Source organism: Candidatus Poriferisocius sp., assembly GCF_965214065.1.
Classification (GTDB): Bacteria; Actinomycetota; Acidimicrobiia; order Acidimicrobiales; family Bin134; genus Poriferisocius.
In genome coordinates, this window is the sequence record NZ_CBDCAT010000028.1 from 1,031,046 (window position 1) to 1,053,078 (window position 22,033).

Here is a 22,033-nt window from a genome sequence, read left to right on the forward strand (position 1 = left end):
ACTAGGCCGCGGTCTCGGTTTCCAGCTCCGCGGTGACCGACAGCTCCGGGCCCACCGCGGTGAGCAGCTCGCGGCAGCGCCCGGCGTCGGCCACATCGTCGGCCACCTGCGCCAATATGGCCAGCCGCTCGGCGGTGTCGGTGACGGTGGCGGTGGTCACCGTGGTGGCAAGGCGCACCTTGGCGTCGCTTTTGATGCGGCGGATCTCCCGCAGGGCGTCGGCCGCCACCGCCGCGGCCTGCGGGTTCACGTCGCCGGCCGCGGCCCGCAGCTCGGCCCCGACGGGCCAGCCGGATCGGTGGACCGAGCCCTGTTGCCACCACGACCACACCTCTTCGGTCACGTAGGGCAAGAACGGGGCGAACAGCTTGAGGTAGGCGGAAAGGGCCGTTTCCAAGGTGTAGCGGGCCGAGGTGCCCGCCGGGCCGCCCCGGCCGCCGTAGGCCCGGTTCTTCACCAGCTCCAGGTAGTCGTCGGTGAACGACCAGAACGAAGTCTCGGTGCTCTCCAGGGCTCGGGCGTAGTCGCCCTTGTCGAAGGCGGCGGTGGCGTCGTCGATCAAGTCAGCCAGACGGGAGAGCAATGCCCGATCGAGGGTCTCGGTGGGCTGGGCGTCGGCGGCCGGTTCTTGGCCGAGCACGAAGCGGCTGGCGTTGAGGATCTTCACCGCCAGGCGGCGGCCCACCTTCATCTGGCCCTCCTCGAAGGCGGTGTCGGTTCCGGGCCGCCCCGACGACGCCCAGTAGCGGAGGGCGTCGGCGCCGAAGGTCTCCAGGGTGTCCATGGGGGTGACAACGTTGCCCTTCGACTTGGACATCTTCTTGCGGTCGGGGTCGAGCACCCAGCCCGAGATGGCCGCGGTGGACCACGGCAGCCCGCCGTGCTCGAAATGGGCCCGGGTCACGGTGGCGAACAGCCAGGTGCGGATGATCTCGTGGGCTTGGGGGCGCAGGTCCATGGGGAAGGTGCGCTCGAACAGATCGGGGTCGTCCTCCCAGTAGCAGGCGATCTGGGGGCTCAGCGAGGAGGTGGCCCAGGTGTCCATCACATCGGGGTCGGCCGCGAACCCGCCGGGCTGGTCGCGCTGGTCCTCGGTGTAGCCGGGGGGTGCCTCTGAGGAGGGGTCCACCGGGAGGCCGGCCTCGTCGGCGGCGATGGGGCGGTCGTAGTCGGGCTGGCTGTCGGGGCCGAGCGGGTACCAGATGGGGAAGGGTACGCCGAAGAAGCGCTGGCGGCTGATGAGCCAGTCGCCGTTGAGGCCGCCGACCCAGTTCTCGTAGCGGACCCTCATGTGCTCGGGCACCCAGTTGAGCTCCCGGCCCCTGTCGATCAGGGCGTCGCGCAGGGCCTGGTCGCGCCCGCCGTTGCGGATGTACCACTGGCGGGAGGTGACGATCTCCAGAGGGCGCTGGCCCTTCTCGAAGAACTTCACCGGGTGGGTGATGGGCCGGGGCTCGCCGATCAGCTCGCCCGACTCCTTGAGCAGCTCGATCGTGCGCTGCTGGGCGCCGTGGATGGTTCGCCCGGCGATTTCGGTGTAGGGGGCGGGGTCGATCCCCTCGGGCGCGTCGGCCACGATGCGGCCTCCCCGGTCGACGATGGCCCGCACCGGTAGGTTCAGCTCCCGCCACCAGGTCACATCGGTGGTGTCGCCGAAGGTGCAGATCATGGCCGCCCCAGTGCCCTTTTCGGGATCGGCCAGGGTGTGGGCCACCATGGGCACCGCCGCCTTGAACAGCGGCGTGGTGATGGTTTGGCCGAACAGCGGTTGGTAGCGCTGGTCGTCGGGGTGGGCCACCACCGCCACGCAGGCGGCCAGCAGCTCGGGGCGGGTGGTGTCGATGGGCAGGTCGGCACCGTCGGGAAGGTGGAAGGCCAGGCGGTGATAGGCGCCGGGGCGCTCCCGGTCCTCTAGCTCGGCCTGGGCCACCGCGGTGCGGAAGGTCACGTCCCACAGGCTGGGGGCCTCTTGCTGGTAGGCCTCGCCCCGGGCCAGGTTGCGGAGGAAGGCCCGCTGGGAGGCCCGTCGGCTGCGCTCGTCGATGGTGGCGTAGGTGAGACTCCAGTCGATGGAAAGCCCGAGACGGCGCCACAGCTCCTCGAAGGCCTGCTCATCGGTGGCGGTCAGCTGAACGCACAGCTCCACGAAGTTGCGCCGAGAGATGGGGAGCTGGTCTTTGCCGGGCTTGTCGGGGGGTTTGAAGTCGGGGTCGTAAGGGAGGGAGGGGTCGCAGCGGACGCCGAAGTAGTTCTGCACCCGGCGCTCGGTGGGCAGGCCGTTGTCGTCCCAGCCCATGGGGTAGTAAACGTGCTTGCCTCGCATCCGGTGATACCGGGCCAAGGTGTCGGTGTGGGTGTAGCTGAAGATGTGGCCCACATGCAGGGAGCCGCTGACGGTGGGGGGCGGGGTGTCGATCGAATAGACCTGGTCGCGGGTGGCGGTGCGGTCGAAGCGGTACGTTCCGTCGGCTTCCCAGATTTCGTCCCACTTGGCTTCGAGGCCCTCGAGCGCAGGCTTCTCGGGGACGTTGCGGGGAGCGGTCATCGCCTGGTCATCGTACTGGCGTCGCAGTGGCGGGTTGCAGTCGTTGCCGCCTTCCGGGGGTACGGCTTCTGCTCGCCTTGTAGCCTTTCAGCACCTGAACCAAGAGCAGGCCCCGGCAGACAACCGCTTGGCGGGGCGCGCTGGGTCGGGCGCAACCCGATCGAGGGCAAGGAGCACACCGCATATGGAAGTTTGGCGGCTCACCACTTCTTCGGCGCGTCACGCCACCCGGCTGGCCGCCGAGGCCGAAGCCGCCGGCTATGACGGCCTCACCGTCACCGACTCCCAGAATCTGGCTGGAGACTGCTGGGTGGCGCTCACTGCCATGGCCGGTGCGACCACCGGTTTGAAGCTCTCCACTGGGGTGACCAACCCCATAACCCGGCATCCCGCGGTCACTGCTGCCGCGGCCCTGTCGCTGAGCATCCTTTCGGCCCGGCCCGACGGTTCGGGCCGGGTGGCCGTCGGAATCGGCCGAGGCGACTCCGCACTGGCGCATCTCGGCCGGGCCCCCGCGCCGGTCGCCCTATTCGAGCGCTATCTGATCGCCCTGCGAGGGTACCTCCACGGCGATGGCGTGGAGTTCGCCGACTTGGGCTTTGACGAGGCGGCGGCGCCCGATGTGGCCACGCTGGGATTGGCCGACACGCCCGACAAGAGCCGACTGAGGTGGCGGCGCAGCGGCGACCCCCATGTGCCGGTGGAAGTCACCGCGTCGGGACCGCGGGTCATCGGAGCGGCGGCCCGCAGCTCTGATCGGGTCATCTTGGTGGTGGGGGCCGAGTCGGACCGGCTCCGGTGGGGCATGGAGGTGGCGCGCCAGGCTCGGTCTGATGCGGGAATGGACCCGGAATCGCTCAAGTTCGGGGCCTATCTCAACGTGGTTCCCCACCCCGATGCGAGTGCGGCGCGCCATTTGGCCGAAGGCGGCCTGACGACGATGGCCCGCTTCTCGGTCATGCACGGAAAAGTCTCAGGTCCAGTGTCTGACCACCAGCGGATGGTTTTGGAGCGGTTGCATGGCGCGTACAACATGACCCAGCACACCAGGTCGGGTTCGGAACAGGCGGTCGCCCTGACTCCCGAGTTCATCGACGGCTATGCGGTGGCGGGTTCGCCCAGCCGTTGCATCGACAGGCTTTGCGAGATAGCCAAACTGGGGATCGACAAGCTGATCGCTATCGGCCCCAGCCCCGGGTCCGACCCGGCCAAGGCCGCCACGTGCGAGAGATTGCTGGCTGAAGAGGTTGTCCCCGGCCTTCGCCGCGCCTTGGCCTGACTCTGTCCTCTGGAGGGAGGGGGATGTGGGGCCTTGGTCTCGCCCTCAGCGCTGGATGGTCGGCTGGGCGTAGTTGTTGGGGTCTTGGCCGCGGACTAGGCGGCAGTCGAAGCGGGGGTTGTATTCGCCTATGTACTTGGAGGCGCCTTCCCAGATGTCTTCACAGTGCGAGTTGGCGTAGTGGACGGCGATGGCGCCGTCGGCAATGTCGGCGAAGCGCTGGTTGAGGGCGTCGATCAGCTTTTCGGGCACCAGCTTGCGCCGAGCGAAGTAGCCGTCTCGCCAGTAGTCGGACACCATCGGTGGCTGTGTTCCCACATGCCGGGTTGACAAACGATGAGGCGGGCCGCTGTATGTTCAGGACGTGGGCATGATCCGGACGCTGCGGTCGGTGGCACGGTTTCGGCGGTTTGAGCCGAATCGGGCCAGGCGGCGGCTTAGCCGGGCAGCGTCGGTGGCTGATCTTCGGGAAATAGCCCGCAAGCGGCTGCCTGCTGGGGTGTTCGACTACATCGACGGGGCGGCTGAGGACGAGTTGTCTATGGAGCGCAACGCCGCGGCGTTCGATCAATGGGAGTTCATGCCCCGGGTGCTGCGGGACGTTTCTGAGCTGGACACCTCGGTGGAGCTGCTGGGCCGGCACCATCCGGTGCCGCTGGCGCTGTCGCCCACCGGGTTCACCCGCATCGTGTGCCCCGACGGGGAGCTGGCCGTGGCCCGGGCCGCAGCCCGCAAGGGCATTGCCTATTCGCTGTCCACGCTGAGCACCCGCTCGATCGAGGAGATCAGAGAGGTGAGCGACGGCCCGCTGTGGTTCCAGCTCTACTTCTGGCGCGATCGGGGCTTGGTGGCCGAATGGCTCCAGCGGGCGGCCGACTGCGACTACGAGGCCCTGTTGGTGGCGGTGGACACGCCAGTGTTCGGCCGCCGAGAGCGCGACGTGCGCCGGGGCTTCACCCTGCCGCCGACCCTGGGGCCCGACACTGTATTGGACGGGCTGCGCCGCCCGGGCTGGACGTGGTCGCTCCTGCGGTCTGAGCCCATCACCTTCGCCAACCTGACCGGGGTACAGGGCTACGACGGCAGCTCAGCCTTGGGTTTGGCCGAATTCGCCCACAACCAGTTCAACCAGGCGCTGTCGTGGGACGACCTGGACTGGCTGCGTGAGCGTTGGAACGGGAAGCTGGTGCTCAAAGGCGTGCAATCGGTAGGCGATGCCCGAATCGCTGCCGAACAGGGCGTTGACGGGATAATCCTCTCCAACCACGGCGGCCGCCAACTCGACGGCGCACCCCCGATCCTGGAGCTTGTCCCCCAGGTGGCCGACGCAGTGGGCGGCACCCTCGACATCATCTGCGACGGTGGCGTCCGCCGGGGCAGCCACATCGCCATGGCCCTCGCCCTGGGTGCCAATGCCGCGATGTTCGGCCGCCCCTACCTCTACGCCCTAGCCGCCGCCGGCGAACCCGGCGTCGACCACCTCCTAGACCAGTTCACCCAAGACCTAACCCGCACCCTCGCCCTCCTCGGCGTCCCCAAAGCAGCCGACCTCACCCCCGCCTCCGTCCGCCAGAGGCAGTAATCAGCCTCTGCCGAAGTGACTTAGGAGTATTCGAGCGAGTCAGTCGGTACAGTCGCTATCGCGGGTCAGGTGATAGAGATCCGCACTTATCGCCCGAGGGTCGTCGGGCCTTGACAGAACTGTTTGAAGGAGACGACTTATGGGCCCTTGTCCAAGAAATCGGCGAGGAGGACCCCAACGTAGCCTTCCCCCAATGGGGGAGTGTGTTGGTTTTCGTATCCGCTTGTAATACAATATGCAAGCAGAAAACCCATTCGATTTGGACCTCTTAGATGACCACAATCCATTTGAGATCGACCGCCAGGCAGCTCACCTGTTCAAGCACGCCTCTCTGGGCATTGATGACGTCAACGAGGTCTGGCAAAGCGATCCGCACTTCTACCCGGCGAAACCCCCAGCCCACTGGCTGATGGTGTCTGCTTTGGAAGGAAGAGTTCTGGTCGTGCCACTGGCTCCGCCAGATTCTGGCAACCCAGCGAAGTGCCGCCCGATTGGGTGCTACGTCGCGCCAGCACGCCTGGCAATTCAGTACATGGAGGATCGGTGAACGAGTCGAAAATGACCCCAGAAGAAGAGCACGCCTTCTATAGCAACCCCGAGAACTTGACTCCACAAGGACCCGTGAGGCGACGTAAGCAGCGTCTGACCGAGTTGGTACCGGTGAGGTTTCCTCCTGACGTGCTCGAACAGGTCCGGGCAGCCGCCGAAGCCGACGACCGTTCAGTGTCATCGTGGATTCGACAGGCAGTTAGCCGCGAGCTCCGAGTGGGGCGCTCATGATCTCAAGTAGATGACGTCCTGCTGGGTAGCCTCATCTTGTGATTGAGGCGGTGTTGTTTGACATGGGTGGGGTGATTGTTTCGGGGCCTTGGGAGGGGTTTGCGGCTTATGAGCGGGCCAATGGGCTGCCGGAGGGGTTGATTCGGCGGATCAATTCGACTGATGCGGATAGCAATGCTTGGGCGCGGATGGAGCGGGGGGAGATTGGGTTAGAGGAATTCGCTGCCGCATTTGAAACCGAGGCGGCGGCGTTGGGGCATCGGGTGGATGGGATGGCGGTGCTCAATGGGCTGGGCGGAGAGCTGCGGCCCACGGTGGCTGAGGCAGTGCGGCGGTGCTCAGAGCGGCTGAAAACGGGGCTGTTGACCAATAACTATGCGCCGATGGAGTCGTCGGAGCGGTCGGCGGAGTTGGCCGAGGTGATGGGGTGGTTCGACGTGGTGGTGGAGTCGTCGGTGGTGGGGGTGCGCAAGCCCGATCCAGCGTTTTACATGCTGGCCTGCGAGGCGCTGGGCGTCGAACCCTCGGGGTGTGTGTTCTTGGATGACTTGGGGGTGAACCTCAAGCCGGCCCGGGCCATGGGGATGACCACCATCAAGGTGGTCGACGCCGACGAGGCGCTGGCCGAGTTGGAGGCCGCGGTGGGGTTTCCTCTCAGGGGTTGAGCCGGAGGGCGGCGCCGATCTGGGCTCGGAGCTCGGGGATGCCCTGGCCCTTGGTGGCGCTGGTCCAGATCACATCGCCAGGGGCAACCCCAAGTCCCTTGGCCAACTCGGCTTTTCGGGCACCCCGGTGGGATGACTTCACTTTGTCGGCCTTGGTGGCCACCGGTTGCAGGGGTACGTCGTGGTGGGCCAGCCATTCCACGGTTTGGAGATCGAGCGGTGTGGGGCCGATGAGACCGTCCACCAGCAGCAGCACCTCCACCAAGGTGGGCCGGTCGAGCAGGTAGCCGTCCATCATATTTTGCCAGCCGACCCGCTGCGCCTTGGGCGCTTTGGCAAAGCCATAGCCGGGGAGGTCAACCAGCCAGCGGCCCGGCTCTCCGTCCAGCTCGAAGATGTTGATCAGCCGGGTGGCTCCCGGTGCCTTGGACGTGCGGGCTAGGCCCTTGCGGTTGGCCACCGAGTTCAAAAGCGAAGACTTGCCCACATTCGATCGCCCCACCAGCGCCACCTCGCAGCGGGACTCCGGTAGCTGGCGGGCGTCGCTGGCCGACTTGAGAAAACTCAGCGCCAGGGGCTTGGACATCCCGACAGGCTACCGGGCTAGCTGATTTTCCTAGCTGTTCATGACCTCGATGTCGAGCACGTCGGCGAAGCGGTCGAGGGCGGCGGCTCGGCGGGTGGGGATGTGCTCGGTGGGGTGTCCGTCCACCGCGGAGTACCCCTTGAGGGTGCGGCGGGCGATGGACACCTTGTGCACCTCGTCGGCCCCGTCCACCAGCCGGGAGGCCCGGGCATTGCGGTACATCTCCTCCAAGGGCATGTCGGCGGAGTAGCCCAGGGCGCCGTGGACTTGGATGGAGCGGTCGATGGCGTTGTACAGCATCTTGGTGCCGTACACCTTGATCATTGCAATCTCGGTTCTGGACGCTGAGGACCCGTGCTTGTCCATGTGCCAGGCGGCGTGCAGGCACAGCAGCCGGGCCGAGGCGATGTCGATGCGGGTCTCGGCGATGAAGTCCTGCACCATCTGCTTCTCAGCCAGCAGGCTGCCGTGGGCGAACCGGGACAGGGCCCGCTCGCACATCATGTCCAGCGCTCGCTGCGACTGGCCGATCCAGCGCATGGCGTGGTGGATGCGGCCGGGGCCGAGGCGCTTCTGGGCCAGCACGAAGCCGTCGCCGGGGTTCCCGATCAGGTTCTCGGCCGGCACCCGCACGTCGCGGTAGACCACCTCGGAGTGGCCCATGGGGTGGCGGGCAAACTGGCCCGGATAGGGGTGGTGCATGTTGGGCACGTCCCGCACGATTTCCAGGCCCGGGGTGTCGGTGGGCACCACGATCATCGACGACCCCTGGTAGGGGTGGACGTCGGGGTTGGTGACCACCATGGCGATCAGGAAGTCGGCCCCCGAGCCGCCAGAGGTGAACCACTTGTGGCCGTTGATCACCCAGGTGTCGCCGTCTCGCACCGCGGCGGTCTCCAGCAGGGTGGGGTCGGAGCCGGCGGTGTCGGGCTCGGTCATGGAGAACCCCGACCGCAGCTCCCCGGCCAATAGCGGCTCCATCCAGCGCTTCTTCTGCTCTTCGTTGCCGCCGATGGCCAGCAGCTCGGCGTTGCCCGAGTCGGGGGCGTTGTTGCCGAAGATGGCCGGGGCGATCGACGAACGGCCCAAGATCTCGTGCATCAACCCCAGCTTCACCTGCCCGAAGCCCTGGCCCCCCAGCTCGGGGTCCAGGTGGCAGGCCCACAGCCCCCGGTCCTTCACCTGCTGCTTCAGCGGGGCGGTCAGCGCGGCCCACTGCCCGTTGGTCACCTCCAGCTCGATGGTCTCCAACGGCAGGATGTGCTCGTCGAGGAACGCCCGGGTCCAGTCAAGCTGCTCTTGGAACTCAGGCTCGGTCTCGAAATCCCAGGCCATGTGAGGCCCCTTTCAGTCGGGGAAGAGGATGCTGCCGGTCCGGGACTGGCTAAACGGCCAGCTGCGACAGGCCGGCGCCATTGTCGCTCATGATGCGGCGTATGTCGGCGTCGCCGAACCCGTCCAGGTCGTTTACGAACGACACCGGGTTGGCCAGTCCCTCGGCGTGGGGGTAGTCGGAGCCGAACAGCATATGATCGGTGCCGATCAGCCCGGCCAACTCGTGCAGGTCGTCCTCGTAATAGGGGGACACCCACACCTGGTTGCGGAACGTCTCCACCGGATCCTCGTCGAAGGCATAGCGGTGCTGCCCGTAGGTCTTGGCCAGCTTCTGGATGAGGGGCCGCACCCAATACGAGCCGGTCTCGATGGTGGCCACTCTGAGATTGGGGAACCGCACCAGCACCCCGTCGGCCAGAAGCGAGGCCATGGTGTCGCTGATGGGGGAGTGCGACAAAAGGCTCTGGAGGGGGTTGTAGCGGAAGGCCTCGGTCTCGGTGCCGAGCCCCCAGCGGTGGTTCATGAACGAATAGCCCGAGTCGCCGGAGTGGAACGACACGCACACGCCGTGGTCGTTGAGGAATTGCCACACCGGGTCGTGGTCGGGATGGCCCAAAGAGCGGTAGTTGCCGTGGCCGTCGGGCACCGAGGAGGCCCGGAAGTTCACCACTCGCAGGCCGCGGCCGACGGCCCACTCGAGCTCGCCCAGCGCCCAGTCGACGTCCACCAGGCTCAGGTACAGGGCGGTGAACAGGCGTTCTCGGTAGGAGAAACCCCAGTCGTCATCCAGCCAGCGGTTGAAGGCCCCGAACGCGGCGGTGATGGCCCCGATGTCGTGTTCCAGACAGGCCTCCATGCCCACGCCCAAAGTGGGGAACATGAAGCACCCGCCCAGCCCCTGGGTGTCCATGAGGGCCAGGCGCTCGTCGCGGTTTCGGTAGGCGGGGCTGATGGGATCGAGCTCGCCGAAGGCCTCGCGCATGTCGGTGGCCGAGGTTTTGGCCCGGAAGTACTCGTCGAGGATGCCGGGCTTGGCCACCGGGTCGAAGGTGGGGTTGGGGATGAACCGGTTGATGCGCCCGGCCACGATCAGCCGCTGCTTGCCCCCGATGTCGGCCCACTGCATGCAGCGCTTGGCCATCTTGGGGTCGATGTGACGGGTGAAGGCGTCGGTGGCCTCGTAATAGTGGTTGTCGGCGTCGAAAGCGAGATACCCGAGGTCGGTCATGATTCTATTTTGGCTTGTTTGTTGGGCAAGCGACCACCGGCGAGGCCAGAACCGGGCTTGGATCAGTAGACCACCACTATGCGCCCGGTGGTGAGGCGGTCCTCCATCTGCTCGAGGGCGGAGGGGAGTTCCTCGAAGGCCACGGTGCCGCCCACCAGCGGGGCGATCCGGCCCTCGGCCAGCCGCCCGCAGAGCTCCTCGTGGACCCGGTCGCCCAGCGACCGAGGGTTGATGTTGAACCCGGCCATGCCGCCATAGACCGCTGGGTTGCTGCTATAGGCCAAAAGCACCCCTCCGATCGAGACCTGCCCGAAGCACAGCAGCCTCGGGGGGAGGCCGACGGCATCCTCGGCCTCGATCTTGCTGGCGAAGCCGATGATCATCAGCCGCCCGCCCCGGGTCATGCACCGCAAAGAGGCCTCGGTAACCTCGCCGCCCACTCCGTCGAACACCAGGTCGACTCCGGCCCCGCCGGTGATGTCTCGCACCTCGGTGCCGAAGTCTCCGTCGCGGTAGTTAACCGCGGCCTCGGCCCCAAGGGAGCGAACCAGCTCGCATTTGGCCTCGCTGCCCGCGGTGCCGATCACCCTGGCCCCGGCGTCCACCGCCAGCTGCACCGCGGCCGAGCCCACCCCACCGGCCGCGGCGTGGATCAGCACCCACTCTCCGGGCTGGACCTGGCCCCGCTCGTGCAAGCCCAGCCAGGCCAAATGGAAGGGGAAGAAGAAGGCGGCGGCCTCGGTGTCGTCCAACGACTCGGGGGCGTCGAATACCATGTCGGGCTGGGCGATCACCTTGTCGGCGTAGCCCCCGAAGGCCGACTCGGCGGTGGCGTGTACCCGGCGTCCGAGCCACTCCTCGGCCCCTTCCCCAGCCGCGTCAACCGTGCCCAGCACCTCCATGCCCAAGGTGTAGGGGAGCACGGGGTTCACGGTGCGGTAGCGCCCGTGGCAGCCGTCGATCTCGTTGAAGTTCAGCACCGTCCGAGTGGGCGCCACCCGGATCTTGCCCGGCTCAGGCACCGGCTCGTCGATGTCGTCCAGCCGCAGCGCCTCCGACGGCCGCCCGTATTGATGAACACGCCAAGCTCGCACGGCCTCGGAGCTTACCGGTGTGGGCTTGGTGGTCTACCGCTGAACCGAGTGGGGGTAGGGTCGCTGGGTGGCTGATCGACCGGGGTTTCGGGCTTCGACTCGGGCCTTGCGGCTGCGCAATTTCCGGTTGTTCTGGTTCGGGGCCCTGGTGTCCAACACCGGGACGTGGATGCAGATCCTGGTGCTGGCCTATGTGATCGACCAGATCACCGATCGGGGGGCCTGGGTCGGGCTGGTGACCATCACCCAGATGCTGATGACGGTGCTCACCAACCTGTGGGCCGGACCGCTGGCCGACCGGGTGCCCCGGCGCAGCATCATCCTGGTGACCCAGAGCCTGCTTTGCGTGGGAGCCTTCGGGTTCTCCGCCCTGTGGGCTACAGGGGTGCGCTCGCCGGTGATATACATGCTTTTGGCCTGGGGTTATGGGATTCTCAACGGGTTCATGCTGCCCGCCTGGCAGGCATTCATCTCCGAGCTGGTGCCCAAAGAACTGCTGTTGAACGCGGTGACCCTCAACTCCACCCAGTTCCAGGCCACCCGGGCCGCGGGGCCTGCCCTCGGCGGCGTGCTGCTGGGGTTCTTCGGGCCGGGCTGGGTGTTCTTCGCCAACGGCGTGTCCTTTTTTGCGGTGCTGTTCGCCGTGGTGCTCATCCAGGTGCCCCGTCTGTTGCCCGACGACCCGCCCCCCATCCGGGTGTTCGCCGACCTGCGGGATGTGGTGGGCTACTGGAAGACTCAGCCCGGCATCCAAAGGGCATTCAAGACGGTTCTGATCACCGCAGTTTGCGCGCAGCCCCTCATCTTTTTGATCGTGGTGTTCGCCGAAGAGGAGTTCAACTCCACGGGGTGGCAACTAGGCCTGCTGGCATCCGGCACCGGCATCGGGTCGGTGATCTTCTTCCCGCTGGTGGCCGGTAGGGGTCAGTTCACAGCCCGTTCCCGACTATTGGCTATAGGGCTGAGCGTCTACGGACTGGCGCTGGCCGGGTTCGGGCTGGCCCCCTGGTACGCCATGGCCATCGTCTTCCTGCTCATCCTCGGGGGCTGCCACCTCACCACCGCCTCCACGCTGAACACCGTCATCCAGCTCCAAGTGGACGAGTCGATGAGGGGAAGGATCATCGCTTTGTACCTGATGGCCATCAACGTGGCCATCGGCGTGGGCACCATGGCGCAAGGGGCGCTGTACGACTGGATTGGCGCCCGAATCACGGTGGCGATTGGCGCGGGCACCATCGTGGTGCTGGCCGCCTGGCTGGTGGGCACTCGCCGGTTCGACTCGATGGACGTGGGCACGGCCGCCAGTTAGGCCTCAATAACCATCGAAGCGGGAGTACGGTCAGGGCAGTGCGAGTGCTGGTCGTTTCCCACACCAAGACCGGGGGCACCCAGGCCATGACCGAAGCAGCGGTCGCCGGGGCCAGCCATCCCGACATCGACGGGGTGGAGGTGGTGCAGGCAGCCGCACTGGAGGCCACCGCCGACGATGTGATGGCCGCCGACGGCTATCTGCTGGGCACCCCGGAGAACTTCGGCTACATGAGCGGCGCCCTCAAGCACTTCTTCGACACCGTCTACTACGAATGCCTCGACCACACCCGGGGCCGGCCCTATGGGCTCTTCGTGCGGGCCGGCAATGACGGCACCGGCGCGGTGCGGGCAGTGGAGCCCCTGGTCACCGGACTGGGGTGGAAGGCGGTGGCCCCTCCGGTGCTGGCCGTGGGCAACCTGACCGACGAACATCTGGCAGCCTGCCAGGAGCTGGGCATGACCCTGGCCGCTGGCCTGGAGCTGGGCATCTACTGATGCAAGATCGCCGGAGGGATGTAGCCGGGTCAGCCGGTGACGGCCAAGCGGGTGATCTGGGCCTGCTGGGAATCGGACTGGGGTCCGGCCGCTGGCCGGGCGGCTCGCACCGCGGCCACCGCATGGTCTAGGTCCATCCCCCGGGAGGTGAGCACCGAGATGCACACGATCCCGGCCCGTCCGTATCCGGCACCGCAGTGGACGATGACCCCGGTGCCCCGGTTGAGGTGGTGGTTGATGGTTTTCACCAATTCACGAACGTCGTCGTCGCCGGTGACCCCTTGATCGACCATCGGCACGTGAATGGCCTGGTGAGGTAAGGGATTGGCCAGCCATTCGGGATAGTCGGGAAAGCGCATGTCAATCTCGGCGTCAGTGAGCAGACACACCATCACCTCGGCCCCCACATCCTCCAGTGCCGCCGCCGGATCGGGCCCGGTCACCGCAAAAGCCGTGGCGTGGAGATGCCCGGATGCGCCCGGCACTGGGATTCGGTGAATCCCCCCGGCCATCTGATAGCGCCCCGCCCCCACCTGCACGCCGCCACCCTAATTGCGGGTTGAGAACATGGTTGAAAGAAGAAGCCTTCAAGGGTAGGTTGCGAACCGTGACGTTACTTGGGACGGAGATCGTCTTCGAGGTTCGTGAGGATGAAGTGGACGGCGGGTATTCCGCCAGTGCCATTGGCTTCGGCATCCACACGCAGGGAGATACCGTCGAGAAGATCCGGGAGAACGTCCAAGAAGCCTTCGAGTGCTATTTCGACGGGGAATCGGCTCGCCCCGAAGTGGTCCGCCTGCACTTTCCTCACGGCGAGGTCTTGGTTATTTGAGGCTGCCGCGCAATGTGCGCGGGGCTGACCTACAAAGAGCGCTGCACCGGCTGGGATACCGGACTACCCGACAGCGCGGCTCGCACGTGCGCGTAACGACAAACGTAAACGGTGAGCACCACGAGGTGATTCCCCTCCACAACTCCATCAAGGCCGGAACCTTGTCGAGCATTCTCAAGAGCGTCGCATCGCATCACGAGATGAACGTGCAGGAGCTGTTGGAGTTACTTGATCTGTGGCCAGAGCTGCTTTTGGAAAATTCCAGGGTGGAAGCAAAGAGAGTGGGTGGGGGATGCTGGGGGGATGAATGACTTCGGGGGGAAAGTGGCGCTGGTGATGGGGGCGGCGTGTCCACCGGAGATCGGGCGGGCGGTGGCAGTGCGGCTGGCTCGGGCCGGAGCCGATGTGGCCTGCGCCGACCGAGTGGAGGTTGGCCAGCCCGATTCAGCCTGTGCATCGCCAGAAGCGTTGGATGCCACAGTGGATGCGGTGCGGGCCGAGGGCCAGGCGGCACTGCGGCTAGAGGCTGACGTGGCCGACTCAGCCCAGGTGAACGAGGCGGTTGAGCGGTGTGCCAAGGAGCTGGGGCGGCTCAATCTGGTGGTGAACGTGGCTGGCGGGTTGGGACCCGAGATGGGGTGGGCGCCGCTGCTGGAGTTGACCGAGGCATCGTGGCGGCGGTCGACCGACGTAAACCTGACCGGGGCGTTCTTGGTGGCCCAGTCTGCCGCCCGCCAGATGGTTAGCCAGGGCGACGGCGGGTCGATTGTGCTGCTTTCGTCGTACGCCACCGTGGCCGCAGCCGTCGGCACCTCGGCGTTCGCCGCGGCCAAGGCTGGCGTTGACCGCCTTGTGGTCGCGTTGGCCATGGAGTTGGCACCCCACCAGATCAGAGTCAACGGGGTGCGCCCGCTGGGGGTGGACCCCGACGCTTCCGAAAGCGGCCATCCCTATCTGGATCAGACCGTGGCCCAGTCGGGTGGCGACCGCAGCCAATGGGTGCGGTCCAAGATCGCCCTCGACCGCCTTCAAGACCCCGACGAGACCGCCGCGGTCATCGCCTTCCTGCTCTCCGACGAGGCCTCGTTCATCACCGGCGAATGCATCACCGTCGCCGGCGGCTCCCGCTGGTAGCTCGATCATAGAGAAATATGGCTAGATAATTCTTGTTAAAAGCGCCATAATTGTCTTGTGGAAGCTGGAATTCGAGAGTTGCGGGACAACTTGAGCCGTTACCTCACCGCTGTTCGAGCAGGGACCGAGGTCACCGTGACCGATCACGGGAAGGCAGTAGCGCTATTGATTCCTCTACATGAACCCCGTCCCATCGACCGGCTGATTGACGAAGGGCTGGTCATTCCGGCTCAGGGGGCGAAGACACGGTTGGACCACACCAGGGTTAAGAGCAAGGGAACAGTGAGCGACCTCGTAGCCGAACAGCGCCAGTGATCGTCTACTTTGACACGTCCGCGTTCATCCCCCTGATTATTGACGAGCCGAATTCCGATTCCTGCGAGCGACTTTGGAATGAAGCAGAGCGGGTAGTCAGTGTGCGTCTCATCTACGTCGAGGCCCGAGCCGCGTTGGCTCGGGCTCAGCGACTCGGACGCCTCACCCGAGGAAGGTTTGCTTCAGCAGTTGCCCTACTCGACGACCTCAGCGCCCAAATCGATCACATCGAGATCACCGACCGACTGGTCCGATCTGCGGGCGCCTTGGTCGAAGAGCAGCAACTCAGCGGCTACGACGCCGTCCACCTGGCCGCTGCGCAGGCAGTTGCCGACAGGGACACAGTCTTCGCCAGTGGCGACCAACAACTCACCGCCGCCGCCTCCCATCTCGGACTCATGGTGGCGCCAAGCCGATTGTGAAGCAGTGGACGAATACCGCCTGACGGGGACTGTCTGGGTCTGATACGAGGCCTCGATAGTTGAACCTGTCAGCAGGCGGGGAGTGTGGACTTATCAGGGATGGCGTTGTGCCAATCTCGCAATTCAAGAGGCAGGCACACGTCGGCGTAGAATTCCGCAAGTTCGGTCAGGGCTGCGAAGGCGAGGGGTATCGGCCCGGTGAGGTCGTTGTTGTAGAGCCCGAGTCCGGTGAGGTTGGTGAGTTTGCCGAGTTCGGGCGGGATCGGCCCGGTGAGGTCGTTGTTGTAGAGCCAGAGTTCGGTGAGGTTGGTGAGTTTGCCGAGTTCGGGCGGGATCGCTCCGGTGAGGTCGTTGTTGTAGAGCCAGAGTGCGATGAGTTCGTTGAGGTTGCCGAGTTCGGGCGGGATCGCTCCGGTGAGGTCGTTGTTGTAGAGCCAGAGTGCGATGAGTTCGTTGAGGTTGCCGAGTTCTGGCGGGATCGATCCGGCGAGGTTGTTGCCGCTGAGGCTGAGTGCGATGAGTTCGTTGAGGTTGCCGAGTTCTGGCGGGATCGATCCGGCGAGGTTGTTGCCGCTGAGGCTGATGTTGGTGAGTTCGGTGAGTTTGCCGAGTTCTGGCGGGATCGGCCCGGTGAGGTTGTTGCCGTGGAGCCGGAGTCCGGTGAGTTCGGTGAGGTTGCCGAGTTCTGGCGGGATCGATCCGGTGAGGTTGTTGTTTGAGAGATCTAGGACAAAGTTTGGCTCTCCGGTGCCAGAGTCTGAGCTGATGCCGTGCCAGGTGTGGACGGGTTTGTCGCTGTTCCAGTTGGTGTTGTTGGTCCAGTTGGGGCCGTCTGTGGCGTTGAACAAAGCGATGAGGGCCTGCCGGAACTCGGGAGTGTCGCAGGGAGGGATGGTGCCTCGGTCGCGGATGGCGTTGTGCCAATCCTGCAATTCCGGGGGCAGGCACAAGTCGTTGCCTCCGACGTGGAAATCCTCAAGTTCGGTCAGGGCTGCGAAAGTGAGGGGTATCGGCCCGGTGAGGTCGTTGTCGAAGAGCGTGAGTCCTGTGAGGTTGGTGAGGTTGCCGAGTTCGGGTGGGATCGGCCCGGTGAGGCCGTTGTCGCTGAGCCCGAGTTCGGTGAGGTTGGTGAGGTTGCCGAGTTCTGGTGGGATCGGCCCGGTGAGGTTGTTGTCGTGGAGCCCGAGTCCTGTGAGGTTGGTGAGGTTGCCGAGTTCTGGCGGGATCGATCCTGTGAGGCCGCTGTCGCTGAGCCCGAGTCCGGTGAGGTTGGTGAGGTCGCCGAGTTCTGGTGGGATCGATCCTGTGAGGCCGTTGCCGCCGAGCCAGAGTCCGGTGAGGTTGGTGAGGTTGGCGAGTGCTGGCGGGATCGCTCCGGTGAGGTTGTTTTTGTAGAGCCCGAGGTAGGTGAGGTTGGTGAGGTTGGCGAGTGCTGGCGGGATCGGCCCGGTGAGGTTGTTGTTGTAGAGCCCGAGTCCTGTGAGGTTGGTGAGGTTGCCGAGTTCGGGTGGGATCGATCCTGTGAGGTCGTTGTCGTTGAGCCCGAGTCCGGTGAGGTTGGTGAGGTTGCCGATTTCTGGTGGGATGGTTCCGGTGAGGTTGTTGTTTGAGAGAAGCAGGGCGGAGTTTGGCTCTCCGGTGTCAGGGTCTGAGGCGATGCCGTGCCAGGTGTGGAGGGGTTTGTCGGTGTTCCAGTTGGTGTTGTTGGTCCAGTTGGGTCCGTCTGTGGCGTTGTACAGGGCGATGAGGGCCTGCCGGAACTCGGGAGTGTCGCAGGGAGGGATGGTCCCTCGGTTGCGGATGGCGTTGTGCCAATCCCGCAATTCACGGGGCAGGCACACATCGTTGCCTCCGACGTGGAAATCCTCAAGTTTGGTCAGGGCTGCGAAAGTGAGGGGTATCGGCCCGGTGAGGTCGTTGCCGAAGAGCTGGAGGCTGGTGAGGTTGGTGAGGTTGGCGAGTTCGGGCGGGATCGCTCCGGTGAGGTTGTTCTCGCGGAGCCAGAGTCGGGCGAGGTTGGTGAGATTGGCGAGTTCGGACGGGATGGTTCCGGTGAGGTTGTTGATGTCGAGCCCGAGTCCGGTGAGGTTGGTGAGGTTGCCGATTTCTGGTGGGATGGTTCCGGTGAGGTTGTTGTTTGAGAGGAGTAGGGCGGAGTTTGGTTCTCCGGTGTCAGGGTCTGAGGCGATGCCATGCCAGACACCGAGGGGTTTGTCGGTGTTCCAGTTGGTGTTGTTGGTCCAGTTGGGTCCGCCGGTGGCGTTGTACAGGGCGGTGAGGGCCTGCCGGAACTCGGGAGCGTCGCAGGGAGGGATGGTGCCTCGGTTGGGGATGGCGTTGTGCCAATCCCGCAATTCACGGGGCAGGCAAACGTCGCTTTCCACGACGTAGAAATGCTCAAGATCGGTGAGAGCCGCGAAGGAGAGCGGGATCGGCCCGGTGAGGCCGTTGTTCCGTAGGTCCAATATGGCGAGTTCGGTGAGGTTGCCGAGTTCTGGCGGGATGGTTCCGGTGAGGTCGTTGTTGTCGAGCCTGAGGTAGGTGAGGTTGGTGAGGTTGCCGAGTTCTGGCGGGATGGTTCCGGTGAGGTTGTTGTCGAATAGCGCGAGGCCGGCGAGTTCGGTGAGGTTGGCGAGTTCTGGCGGGATCGGTCCGGTGAGGTCGTTGTCATAGAGCCTGAGGTCGGTGAGGTTGGTGAGGTTGGCGAGTTCTGGCGGGATGGTTCCGGTGAGGTTGTTGTTTGAGAGGAGTAGGGCGGAGTTTGGTTCTCCGGTGTCAGGGTCTGAGGCGATGCCGTGCCAGGTGTGGACGGGTTTGTCGGTGTTCCAGTTGGTGTTGTTGGTCCAGTTGGGGCCGCCGGTGGCGTTGTACAGGGCGATGAGGGCGTGGTGGTGGGCGATGAGGGTTTGCTGGGCGGCGTTGTCGAGGATGAGGTAGCAGAGGTTGTGTTCGGGGCTGTGGCCCCATTTGACCGATGCGAGCACGGTTTGCCCGTCGGCGGTTTTGACTACGGGGACGGGTTCGGCGGCGAAGCCGCGGTCGGGGTTGTAGGCGTTGTGGCATTTGGCGGCCGCGGCGGCATCCGCGTCGTCGGGCGGTTGGTTAGCCGGCGGCGGGGGGGGGGTGGCCCGCAGTGTGTTGGTGGCGGTGTCGTCGAGGATGAGGTAGCAGAGGTTGTGTTCGGGGCTGTAACCCCATTTGACTGAGGCCAGGATGGTCTCGCCGTCGGAGGCCTTGACGACGGGCACTGGTTCGGCGGCGAAACCGAAGAGTGCCGCGCAAATCGACTCGCTGTTGACAGGGCTGCCTTGGCCGCTGGCCGCTTTTGGGCCGCTAGCGGCGGCGATTCCCACACTCAATGCCAACACAACAGCGGAAGCCAACAGCTTGTGGCGCGCCGTCGGTTTCCTGCGGAGCCGCATAGGCGGGAACGCTACAGCATCGGGGATTCGACCCCGCAAACCGCGTCGGTGAACGTCCCCCTGGTATCGATGCCGATGCGCACAGCATCGAGCAGTCAGTTTGAGCGTAACTTCAGCGGTTGACGCCCTTGTTCCGGGAGGTGAACCCGGCCAGGTCTCGGTCTTTGCCCTGGTGGCGGCCCTTGTCCATGGACTGCACCGAGATGTCGTGGTCTACAGCCGAGGCTCGCAGCGCCCCCACGGTGCAATCGGCCCGGTCCCGGTGGGCAAACGGGTCGTACTGGTACCAGGACATGGCGTTGAGATGGGTCATCTTGTCGACCTCGTCGTCGGGAACCCCGGTCAGCGTCTCGGCCAGCAACTCGGGGGCGTTGGGCCATGTGGAATCGCTGTGGGGGTAGTCCATCTCCCAGCAGATGTTGTCGATGCCGATCTCGTGGCGCAGCACCACCCCCACCGGATCGTTGATGAAGCAGGTCAAGAAGTTGCGCCGGAACACCTCGCTGGGCAGCAGGTTGTCGAAGTCCTGCCCGGTCCACAGGTGGTGCATGTCGTAGGTGCGGTCGGCCCGGTCCATGAAGTAGGGGATCCATCCGGTGCCGCCCTCCGACAGGGCGATCCTTATGTCGGGGAAGCGGCGGGGGATTGACGACCACAAGAGGTCGGCGGCCGCTTGGCTGATGTTCATGGGTTGAAGCTGGATCATCACGTCCATGGGGGCATCGGGCGCGGTGATAACCATCTCCCCCGAGGAGCCCAGGTGGATCGAGCACACGGTGCCAGTGTCGCTGAACGCCTCCCACAGAGGATCCCAGTAGTCGCAGTGGAAGCTGGGCTCGCCCAGCTTGGCCGGGTTCTCGGTGAAGGTCATGGAGTGGCAGCCCAGCTCGGCCACCCGGCGCACCTCGGCGGCGCACTCCTCCGCGCTCCAGATCATGGGCAGGGCCATGGGGATGAACCGGCCCGGATAGGCCCCGGCCCATTCGTGGATGTGCCAGTCGTTGTAGGCCCGGATGAGGTCGGCGGCGAACTCCTTGTCGGGGTGGTTGGCGAACAGCCGCCCGGCGAAGCCAGGGAACGACGGGAAGCACATCGAGCCCAGCACCCCGGCGGCGTCCATGTCCTTGACCCTGGCGTGGACGTCGTAGCAACCGGGGCGCATCTCGTCGAAAGCGGTGGGCTCGATGCCGTACTCCTCTTTGGGCCGCCCGGCCACTGCGTTCAGGCCCACGTTGGGAATGATGGAGCCGTTGAACGACCACACGTCGTCGCCCGAATCGGTGCGGATCACTTTGGGGGCCTCATCACGCCACTTGGCCGGGAGGTGCTGGTCGAACATCTCGGGCGGCTCGCACAGGTGGTCGTCCACGCTCACCAGGATCATGTCGTTCAAATCCACAGCATCCTCCGTCGATCTTCGTCGTTCGCCAGTGTGACCCAAACGATACTTGTCGCAGTAGAATTCGCCAGCCGATCAACCCCCCAGGAGGCCCCCGATGTCCAACCCCATGAGCTACGAAGGCCGCAATGTAGTGGTCACCGGCGCGTTTTCCGGCGTGGGAGCCGCGCTGGTGGAGCTGATAGCCGATTTGGGGGCGGCGTCGATCACCGCGCTGGACATCAAAGAGCCAGAAGGCCCGATAACCCGGTACATCCCCACCAACATGGGAGACCCGGTGGCCGTGGACGAGGCGGCCGCGGCAATCGACGCCCCGGTGCACGTGCTGTTCAACAACGCGGGAATCGCGGCCACCTTCTCCCCTGAGGATGTGATGAAGGTCAACACCCTGGGGCTGATGCGCCTCACCGACGCCCTGTTGCCCAAGATCCCCGCCGGTGGCGCCGTGGTCAATACCGCCTCCATTGCCGGGATGAACTGGCCGGCCCACCAGGCCGAGATCACCGAGCTCTTGTCTATCGACAACTGGGACAAGGCGGTGGCTTGGGTGGAGGAGCACCCCGAGGTGGTGGCCGACGGCTACATGTTCTCCAAGGAGTGCGTGCAGATCTTCACGATGCAGGCCGCCAAGGGGATGCTGGCCAACGGTGTGCGCATCGCCAGCGCCTGCCCGGCCCCAATCGACACCCCGCTTTTGCCCGACTTCAAGAAGACCATGGGCGAGGGGATGATCGACTGGACGGCCGCCAATGCCGGGGGCCGCTATGTGACCGCCGCCGAGGTGGCCAATTTGCTGGCCTATCTGGGGTCGGATGCGGCGTCGTTCGTGTCGGGGGTGAACGTCAACATCGACAACGCCTTCCAAGGCTCGATGATCACCGGCCAGGTGGACTTCGGCGAATTGGCCGGCTAGCTCCAGCCCCTAGACGGCAGCCGCTAGCCGCTCCTGGAGCTCGGCGGCATAGGCGGCCACCTGGTCGGCCACATCGGCCAGGACGTCGGGGTCGAGCCCCTCGGCCAACTCTGTCCCGCCAGCTTGGACCAGCATGGGAGCCAGATCGGCGGAACGGATCTTGTTAACTGCCCACTCGGCTATGGGGCCGTGTGCGGTCTCGTCGAAGGGGATGATGTGGTTCCGCCCGCCGCCGAGATGGTTGTAGTGGTAGTGGGGGGCGTCCTCAAACAGGTCGAAGCGCAGATACTCCCACTGGCCTTCGGCGTCGAACACGTGCAGTGACACGCCCCGATCCTCGATGCCCAACGGTGCAGTGCGGCGCAGTTCCTCTACGTAGGCCTCGTCGCCCCCGTAGTACTCCACCAGCGCCTCGGGGGTGAGGTCGCGGTACTCCACTCCGATCTTGATCACTCCAGCGGGGAAGTAGGCGGTGTAAGCGTCGTCGGGCTGCATAGGCGGCATCTCATAGACGTGGCCGATCTCCATGGTGGCCAGCCTAGTGCCGGGTCGGTTCTGCCTTTAGTGGTGTGTCGCAGGTTTATTCGCGCGTGTCCTGCTAGGCATCGACGCCCCTCGCTGCGTTGCTCCTCCTTGCCGTACGCTCCGGGTATGGCAGCGTCGGTGCGCCTTGCGAGGAACGCCGCTGCCGTC

General features: G+C 65.4%; 23 protein-coding genes. 13 read left to right on the plus strand and 10 right to left on the minus strand.

All coding sequences use genetic code 11. The features are described from left to right. Position 1 precedes the first annotated feature (1 nt). The gene (gene valS / locus ACOOGG_RS16180) at positions 2–2,545 is read right to left on the minus strand and encodes a valine--tRNA ligase (RefSeq protein ID WP_420436902.1); all 2,544 of its coding nucleotides are present in this window, start codon (positions 2,543–2,545) and stop codon (positions 2–4) included. A gap of 184 nt (positions 2,546–2,729) precedes the next feature. On the opposite strand from valS, the gene ACOOGG_RS16185 reads away from it, so the two are divergent. Then, positions 2,730–3,824 carry an LLM class flavin-dependent oxidoreductase gene (locus ACOOGG_RS16185; protein WP_420436904.1) on the plus strand — a complete coding sequence of 365 codons (1,095 nt, stop codon included), beginning with the start codon at positions 2,730–2,732 and terminating at the stop codon, positions 3,822–3,824. A 45-nt stretch (positions 3,825–3,869) separates the two neighbouring features. Here ACOOGG_RS16185 and ACOOGG_RS16190 read toward each other — a convergent pair whose 3' ends face one another. Next, the gene (locus ACOOGG_RS16190) at positions 3,870–4,121 is read right to left on the minus strand and encodes a hypothetical protein (protein WP_420436906.1); all 252 of its coding nucleotides are present in this window, start codon (positions 4,119–4,121) and stop codon (positions 3,870–3,872) included. 73 nt (positions 4,122–4,194) lie between these two features. Between ACOOGG_RS16190 and ACOOGG_RS16195 the strand changes: the two genes are divergently transcribed. The 4 genes from ACOOGG_RS16195 to ACOOGG_RS16210 all read left to right on the plus strand — a co-directional run bounded on the left by ACOOGG_RS16195 (position 4,195) and on the right by ACOOGG_RS16210 (position 6,851). Continuing rightward, positions 4,195–5,406, plus strand: a complete 1,212-nt coding sequence (locus tag ACOOGG_RS16195; RefSeq protein ID WP_420437631.1) for an alpha-hydroxy acid oxidase — start codon at positions 4,195–4,197, stop codon at positions 5,404–5,406. Positions 5,407–5,641: 235 nt separating this feature from the next. Then, entirely contained in the window at positions 5,642–5,953 is a 312-nt protein-coding gene (locus tag ACOOGG_RS16200; RefSeq protein ID WP_420436908.1) for a hypothetical protein, read from the plus strand. Beyond that, on the plus strand, positions 5,950–6,186 hold the full coding sequence (locus ACOOGG_RS16205) for a YlcI/YnfO family protein (RefSeq protein ID WP_420436910.1): 237 nt from the start codon (positions 5,950–5,952) through the stop codon (positions 6,184–6,186). Before ACOOGG_RS16200 ends, ACOOGG_RS16205 begins: the two co-directional genes overlap by 4 nt. 38 nt (positions 6,187–6,224) lie before the next feature. Next, on the plus strand, positions 6,225–6,851 hold the full coding sequence (locus tag ACOOGG_RS16210; RefSeq protein WP_420436912.1) for an HAD-IA family hydrolase: 627 nt from the start codon (positions 6,225–6,227) through the stop codon (positions 6,849–6,851). On the opposite strand, the gene yihA is transcribed toward ACOOGG_RS16210, so the two are convergent. From yihA to ACOOGG_RS16230, 4 genes are all read right to left on the minus strand, one after another. Continuing rightward, a complete protein-coding gene (gene yihA / locus ACOOGG_RS16215) occupies positions 6,841–7,437 on the minus strand; it encodes a ribosome biogenesis GTP-binding protein YihA/YsxC (RefSeq protein WP_420436914.1) in 597 nt (198 codons plus the stop codon). The two genes, ACOOGG_RS16210 and yihA, sit on opposite strands and share 11 nt — an antisense overlap. Positions 7,438–7,467: 30 nt before the next feature. Beyond that, positions 7,468–8,772, minus strand: coding sequence for an acyl-CoA dehydrogenase family protein (locus tag ACOOGG_RS16220; protein WP_420436916.1), 1,305 nt, complete (start codon positions 8,770–8,772; stop codon positions 7,468–7,470). A 49-nt stretch (positions 8,773–8,821) separates the two neighbouring features. After that, positions 8,822–10,000: an amidohydrolase family protein gene (locus ACOOGG_RS16225; RefSeq protein ID WP_420436918.1), complete on the minus strand. Its 1,179-nt coding sequence runs from the start codon at positions 9,998–10,000 to the stop codon at positions 8,822–8,824. A 62-nt stretch (positions 10,001–10,062) separates the two neighbouring features. Then, a complete protein-coding gene (locus ACOOGG_RS16230; RefSeq protein ID WP_420436920.1) occupies positions 10,063–11,094 on the minus strand; it encodes an NADPH:quinone oxidoreductase family protein in 1,032 nt (343 codons plus the stop codon). Between the two features lie 67 nt (positions 11,095–11,161). On the opposite strand from ACOOGG_RS16230, the gene ACOOGG_RS16235 reads away from it, so the two are divergent. Together ACOOGG_RS16235 and ACOOGG_RS16240 are read left to right on the plus strand one after the other, a co-directional pair. Further along, positions 11,162–12,406 (plus strand): MFS transporter, encoded by a 1,245-nt coding sequence (locus tag ACOOGG_RS16235; RefSeq protein ID WP_420436922.1) that lies wholly within the window; start codon positions 11,162–11,164, stop codon positions 12,404–12,406. An 86-nt stretch (positions 12,407–12,492) separates the two neighbouring features. Continuing rightward, positions 12,493–12,903 carry a flavodoxin family protein gene (locus ACOOGG_RS16240; protein WP_420437633.1) on the plus strand — a complete coding sequence of 137 codons (411 nt, stop codon included), beginning with the start codon at positions 12,493–12,495 and terminating at the stop codon, positions 12,901–12,903. Positions 12,904–12,932: 29 nt separating this feature from the next. Here the strand turns inward: ACOOGG_RS16240 and ACOOGG_RS16245 are convergent, their stop codons facing one another. Then, positions 12,933–13,442 carry a protein-tyrosine phosphatase family protein gene (locus ACOOGG_RS16245; protein WP_420436924.1) on the minus strand — a complete coding sequence of 170 codons (510 nt, stop codon included), beginning with the start codon at positions 13,440–13,442 and terminating at the stop codon, positions 12,933–12,935. Between the two features lie 68 nt (positions 13,443–13,510). On the opposite strand from ACOOGG_RS16245, the gene ACOOGG_RS16250 reads away from it, so the two are divergent. The 5 genes from ACOOGG_RS16250 to ACOOGG_RS16270 are packed head-to-tail and all read left to right on the plus strand — an operon-like array spanning position 13,511 to position 15,606. Next, positions 13,511–13,735, plus strand: a complete 225-nt coding sequence (locus ACOOGG_RS16250) for a type II toxin-antitoxin system HicB family antitoxin (RefSeq protein ID WP_420436926.1) — start codon at positions 13,511–13,513, stop codon at positions 13,733–13,735. 14 nt (positions 13,736–13,749) lie between these two features. Then, positions 13,750–14,046, plus strand: a complete 297-nt coding sequence (locus tag ACOOGG_RS16255; RefSeq protein WP_420436928.1) for a type II toxin-antitoxin system HicA family toxin — start codon at positions 13,750–13,752, stop codon at positions 14,044–14,046. Beyond that, the gene (locus ACOOGG_RS16260) at positions 14,039–14,869 is read left to right on the plus strand and encodes an SDR family NAD(P)-dependent oxidoreductase (protein WP_420436930.1); all 831 of its coding nucleotides are present in this window, start codon (positions 14,039–14,041) and stop codon (positions 14,867–14,869) included. The genes ACOOGG_RS16255 and ACOOGG_RS16260 overlap by 8 nt, the downstream gene beginning before the upstream one ends. Positions 14,870–14,926: 57 nt before the next feature. Then, positions 14,927–15,184, plus strand: a complete 258-nt coding sequence (locus tag ACOOGG_RS16265) for a type II toxin-antitoxin system Phd/YefM family antitoxin (protein ID WP_420436932.1) — start codon at positions 14,927–14,929, stop codon at positions 15,182–15,184. Next, positions 15,181–15,606, plus strand: a complete 426-nt coding sequence (locus tag ACOOGG_RS16270) for a type II toxin-antitoxin system VapC family toxin (protein WP_420436934.1) — start codon at positions 15,181–15,183, stop codon at positions 15,604–15,606. Before ACOOGG_RS16265 ends, ACOOGG_RS16270 begins: the two co-directional genes overlap by 4 nt. A 68-nt stretch (positions 15,607–15,674) precedes the next feature. On the opposite strand, the gene ACOOGG_RS16275 is transcribed toward ACOOGG_RS16270, so the two are convergent. Both ACOOGG_RS16275 and ACOOGG_RS16280 read right to left on the minus strand, forming a co-directional pair. Continuing rightward, positions 15,675–19,028 (minus strand): hypothetical protein, encoded by a 3,354-nt coding sequence (locus tag ACOOGG_RS16275; RefSeq protein ID WP_420436936.1) that lies wholly within the window; start codon positions 19,026–19,028, stop codon positions 15,675–15,677. 112 nt (positions 19,029–19,140) lie between these two features. Then, a complete protein-coding gene (locus ACOOGG_RS16280; protein WP_420436938.1) occupies positions 19,141–20,427 on the minus strand; it encodes an amidohydrolase family protein in 1,287 nt (428 codons plus the stop codon). 97 nt (positions 20,428–20,524) lie between these two features. Here ACOOGG_RS16280 and ACOOGG_RS16285 point away from each other — a divergent pair, with 97 nt between their 5' ends. Further along, positions 20,525–21,340 (plus strand): coniferyl-alcohol dehydrogenase, encoded by an 816-nt coding sequence (locus ACOOGG_RS16285; RefSeq protein WP_420436940.1) that lies wholly within the window; start codon positions 20,525–20,527, stop codon positions 21,338–21,340. 9 nt (positions 21,341–21,349) lie between these two features. On the opposite strand, the gene ACOOGG_RS16290 is transcribed toward ACOOGG_RS16285, so the two are convergent. Continuing rightward, positions 21,350–21,868: a DUF7700 domain-containing protein gene (locus ACOOGG_RS16290; RefSeq protein ID WP_420436942.1), complete on the minus strand. Its 519-nt coding sequence runs from the start codon at positions 21,866–21,868 to the stop codon at positions 21,350–21,352. Positions 21,869–22,033 lie beyond the last annotated feature (165 nt).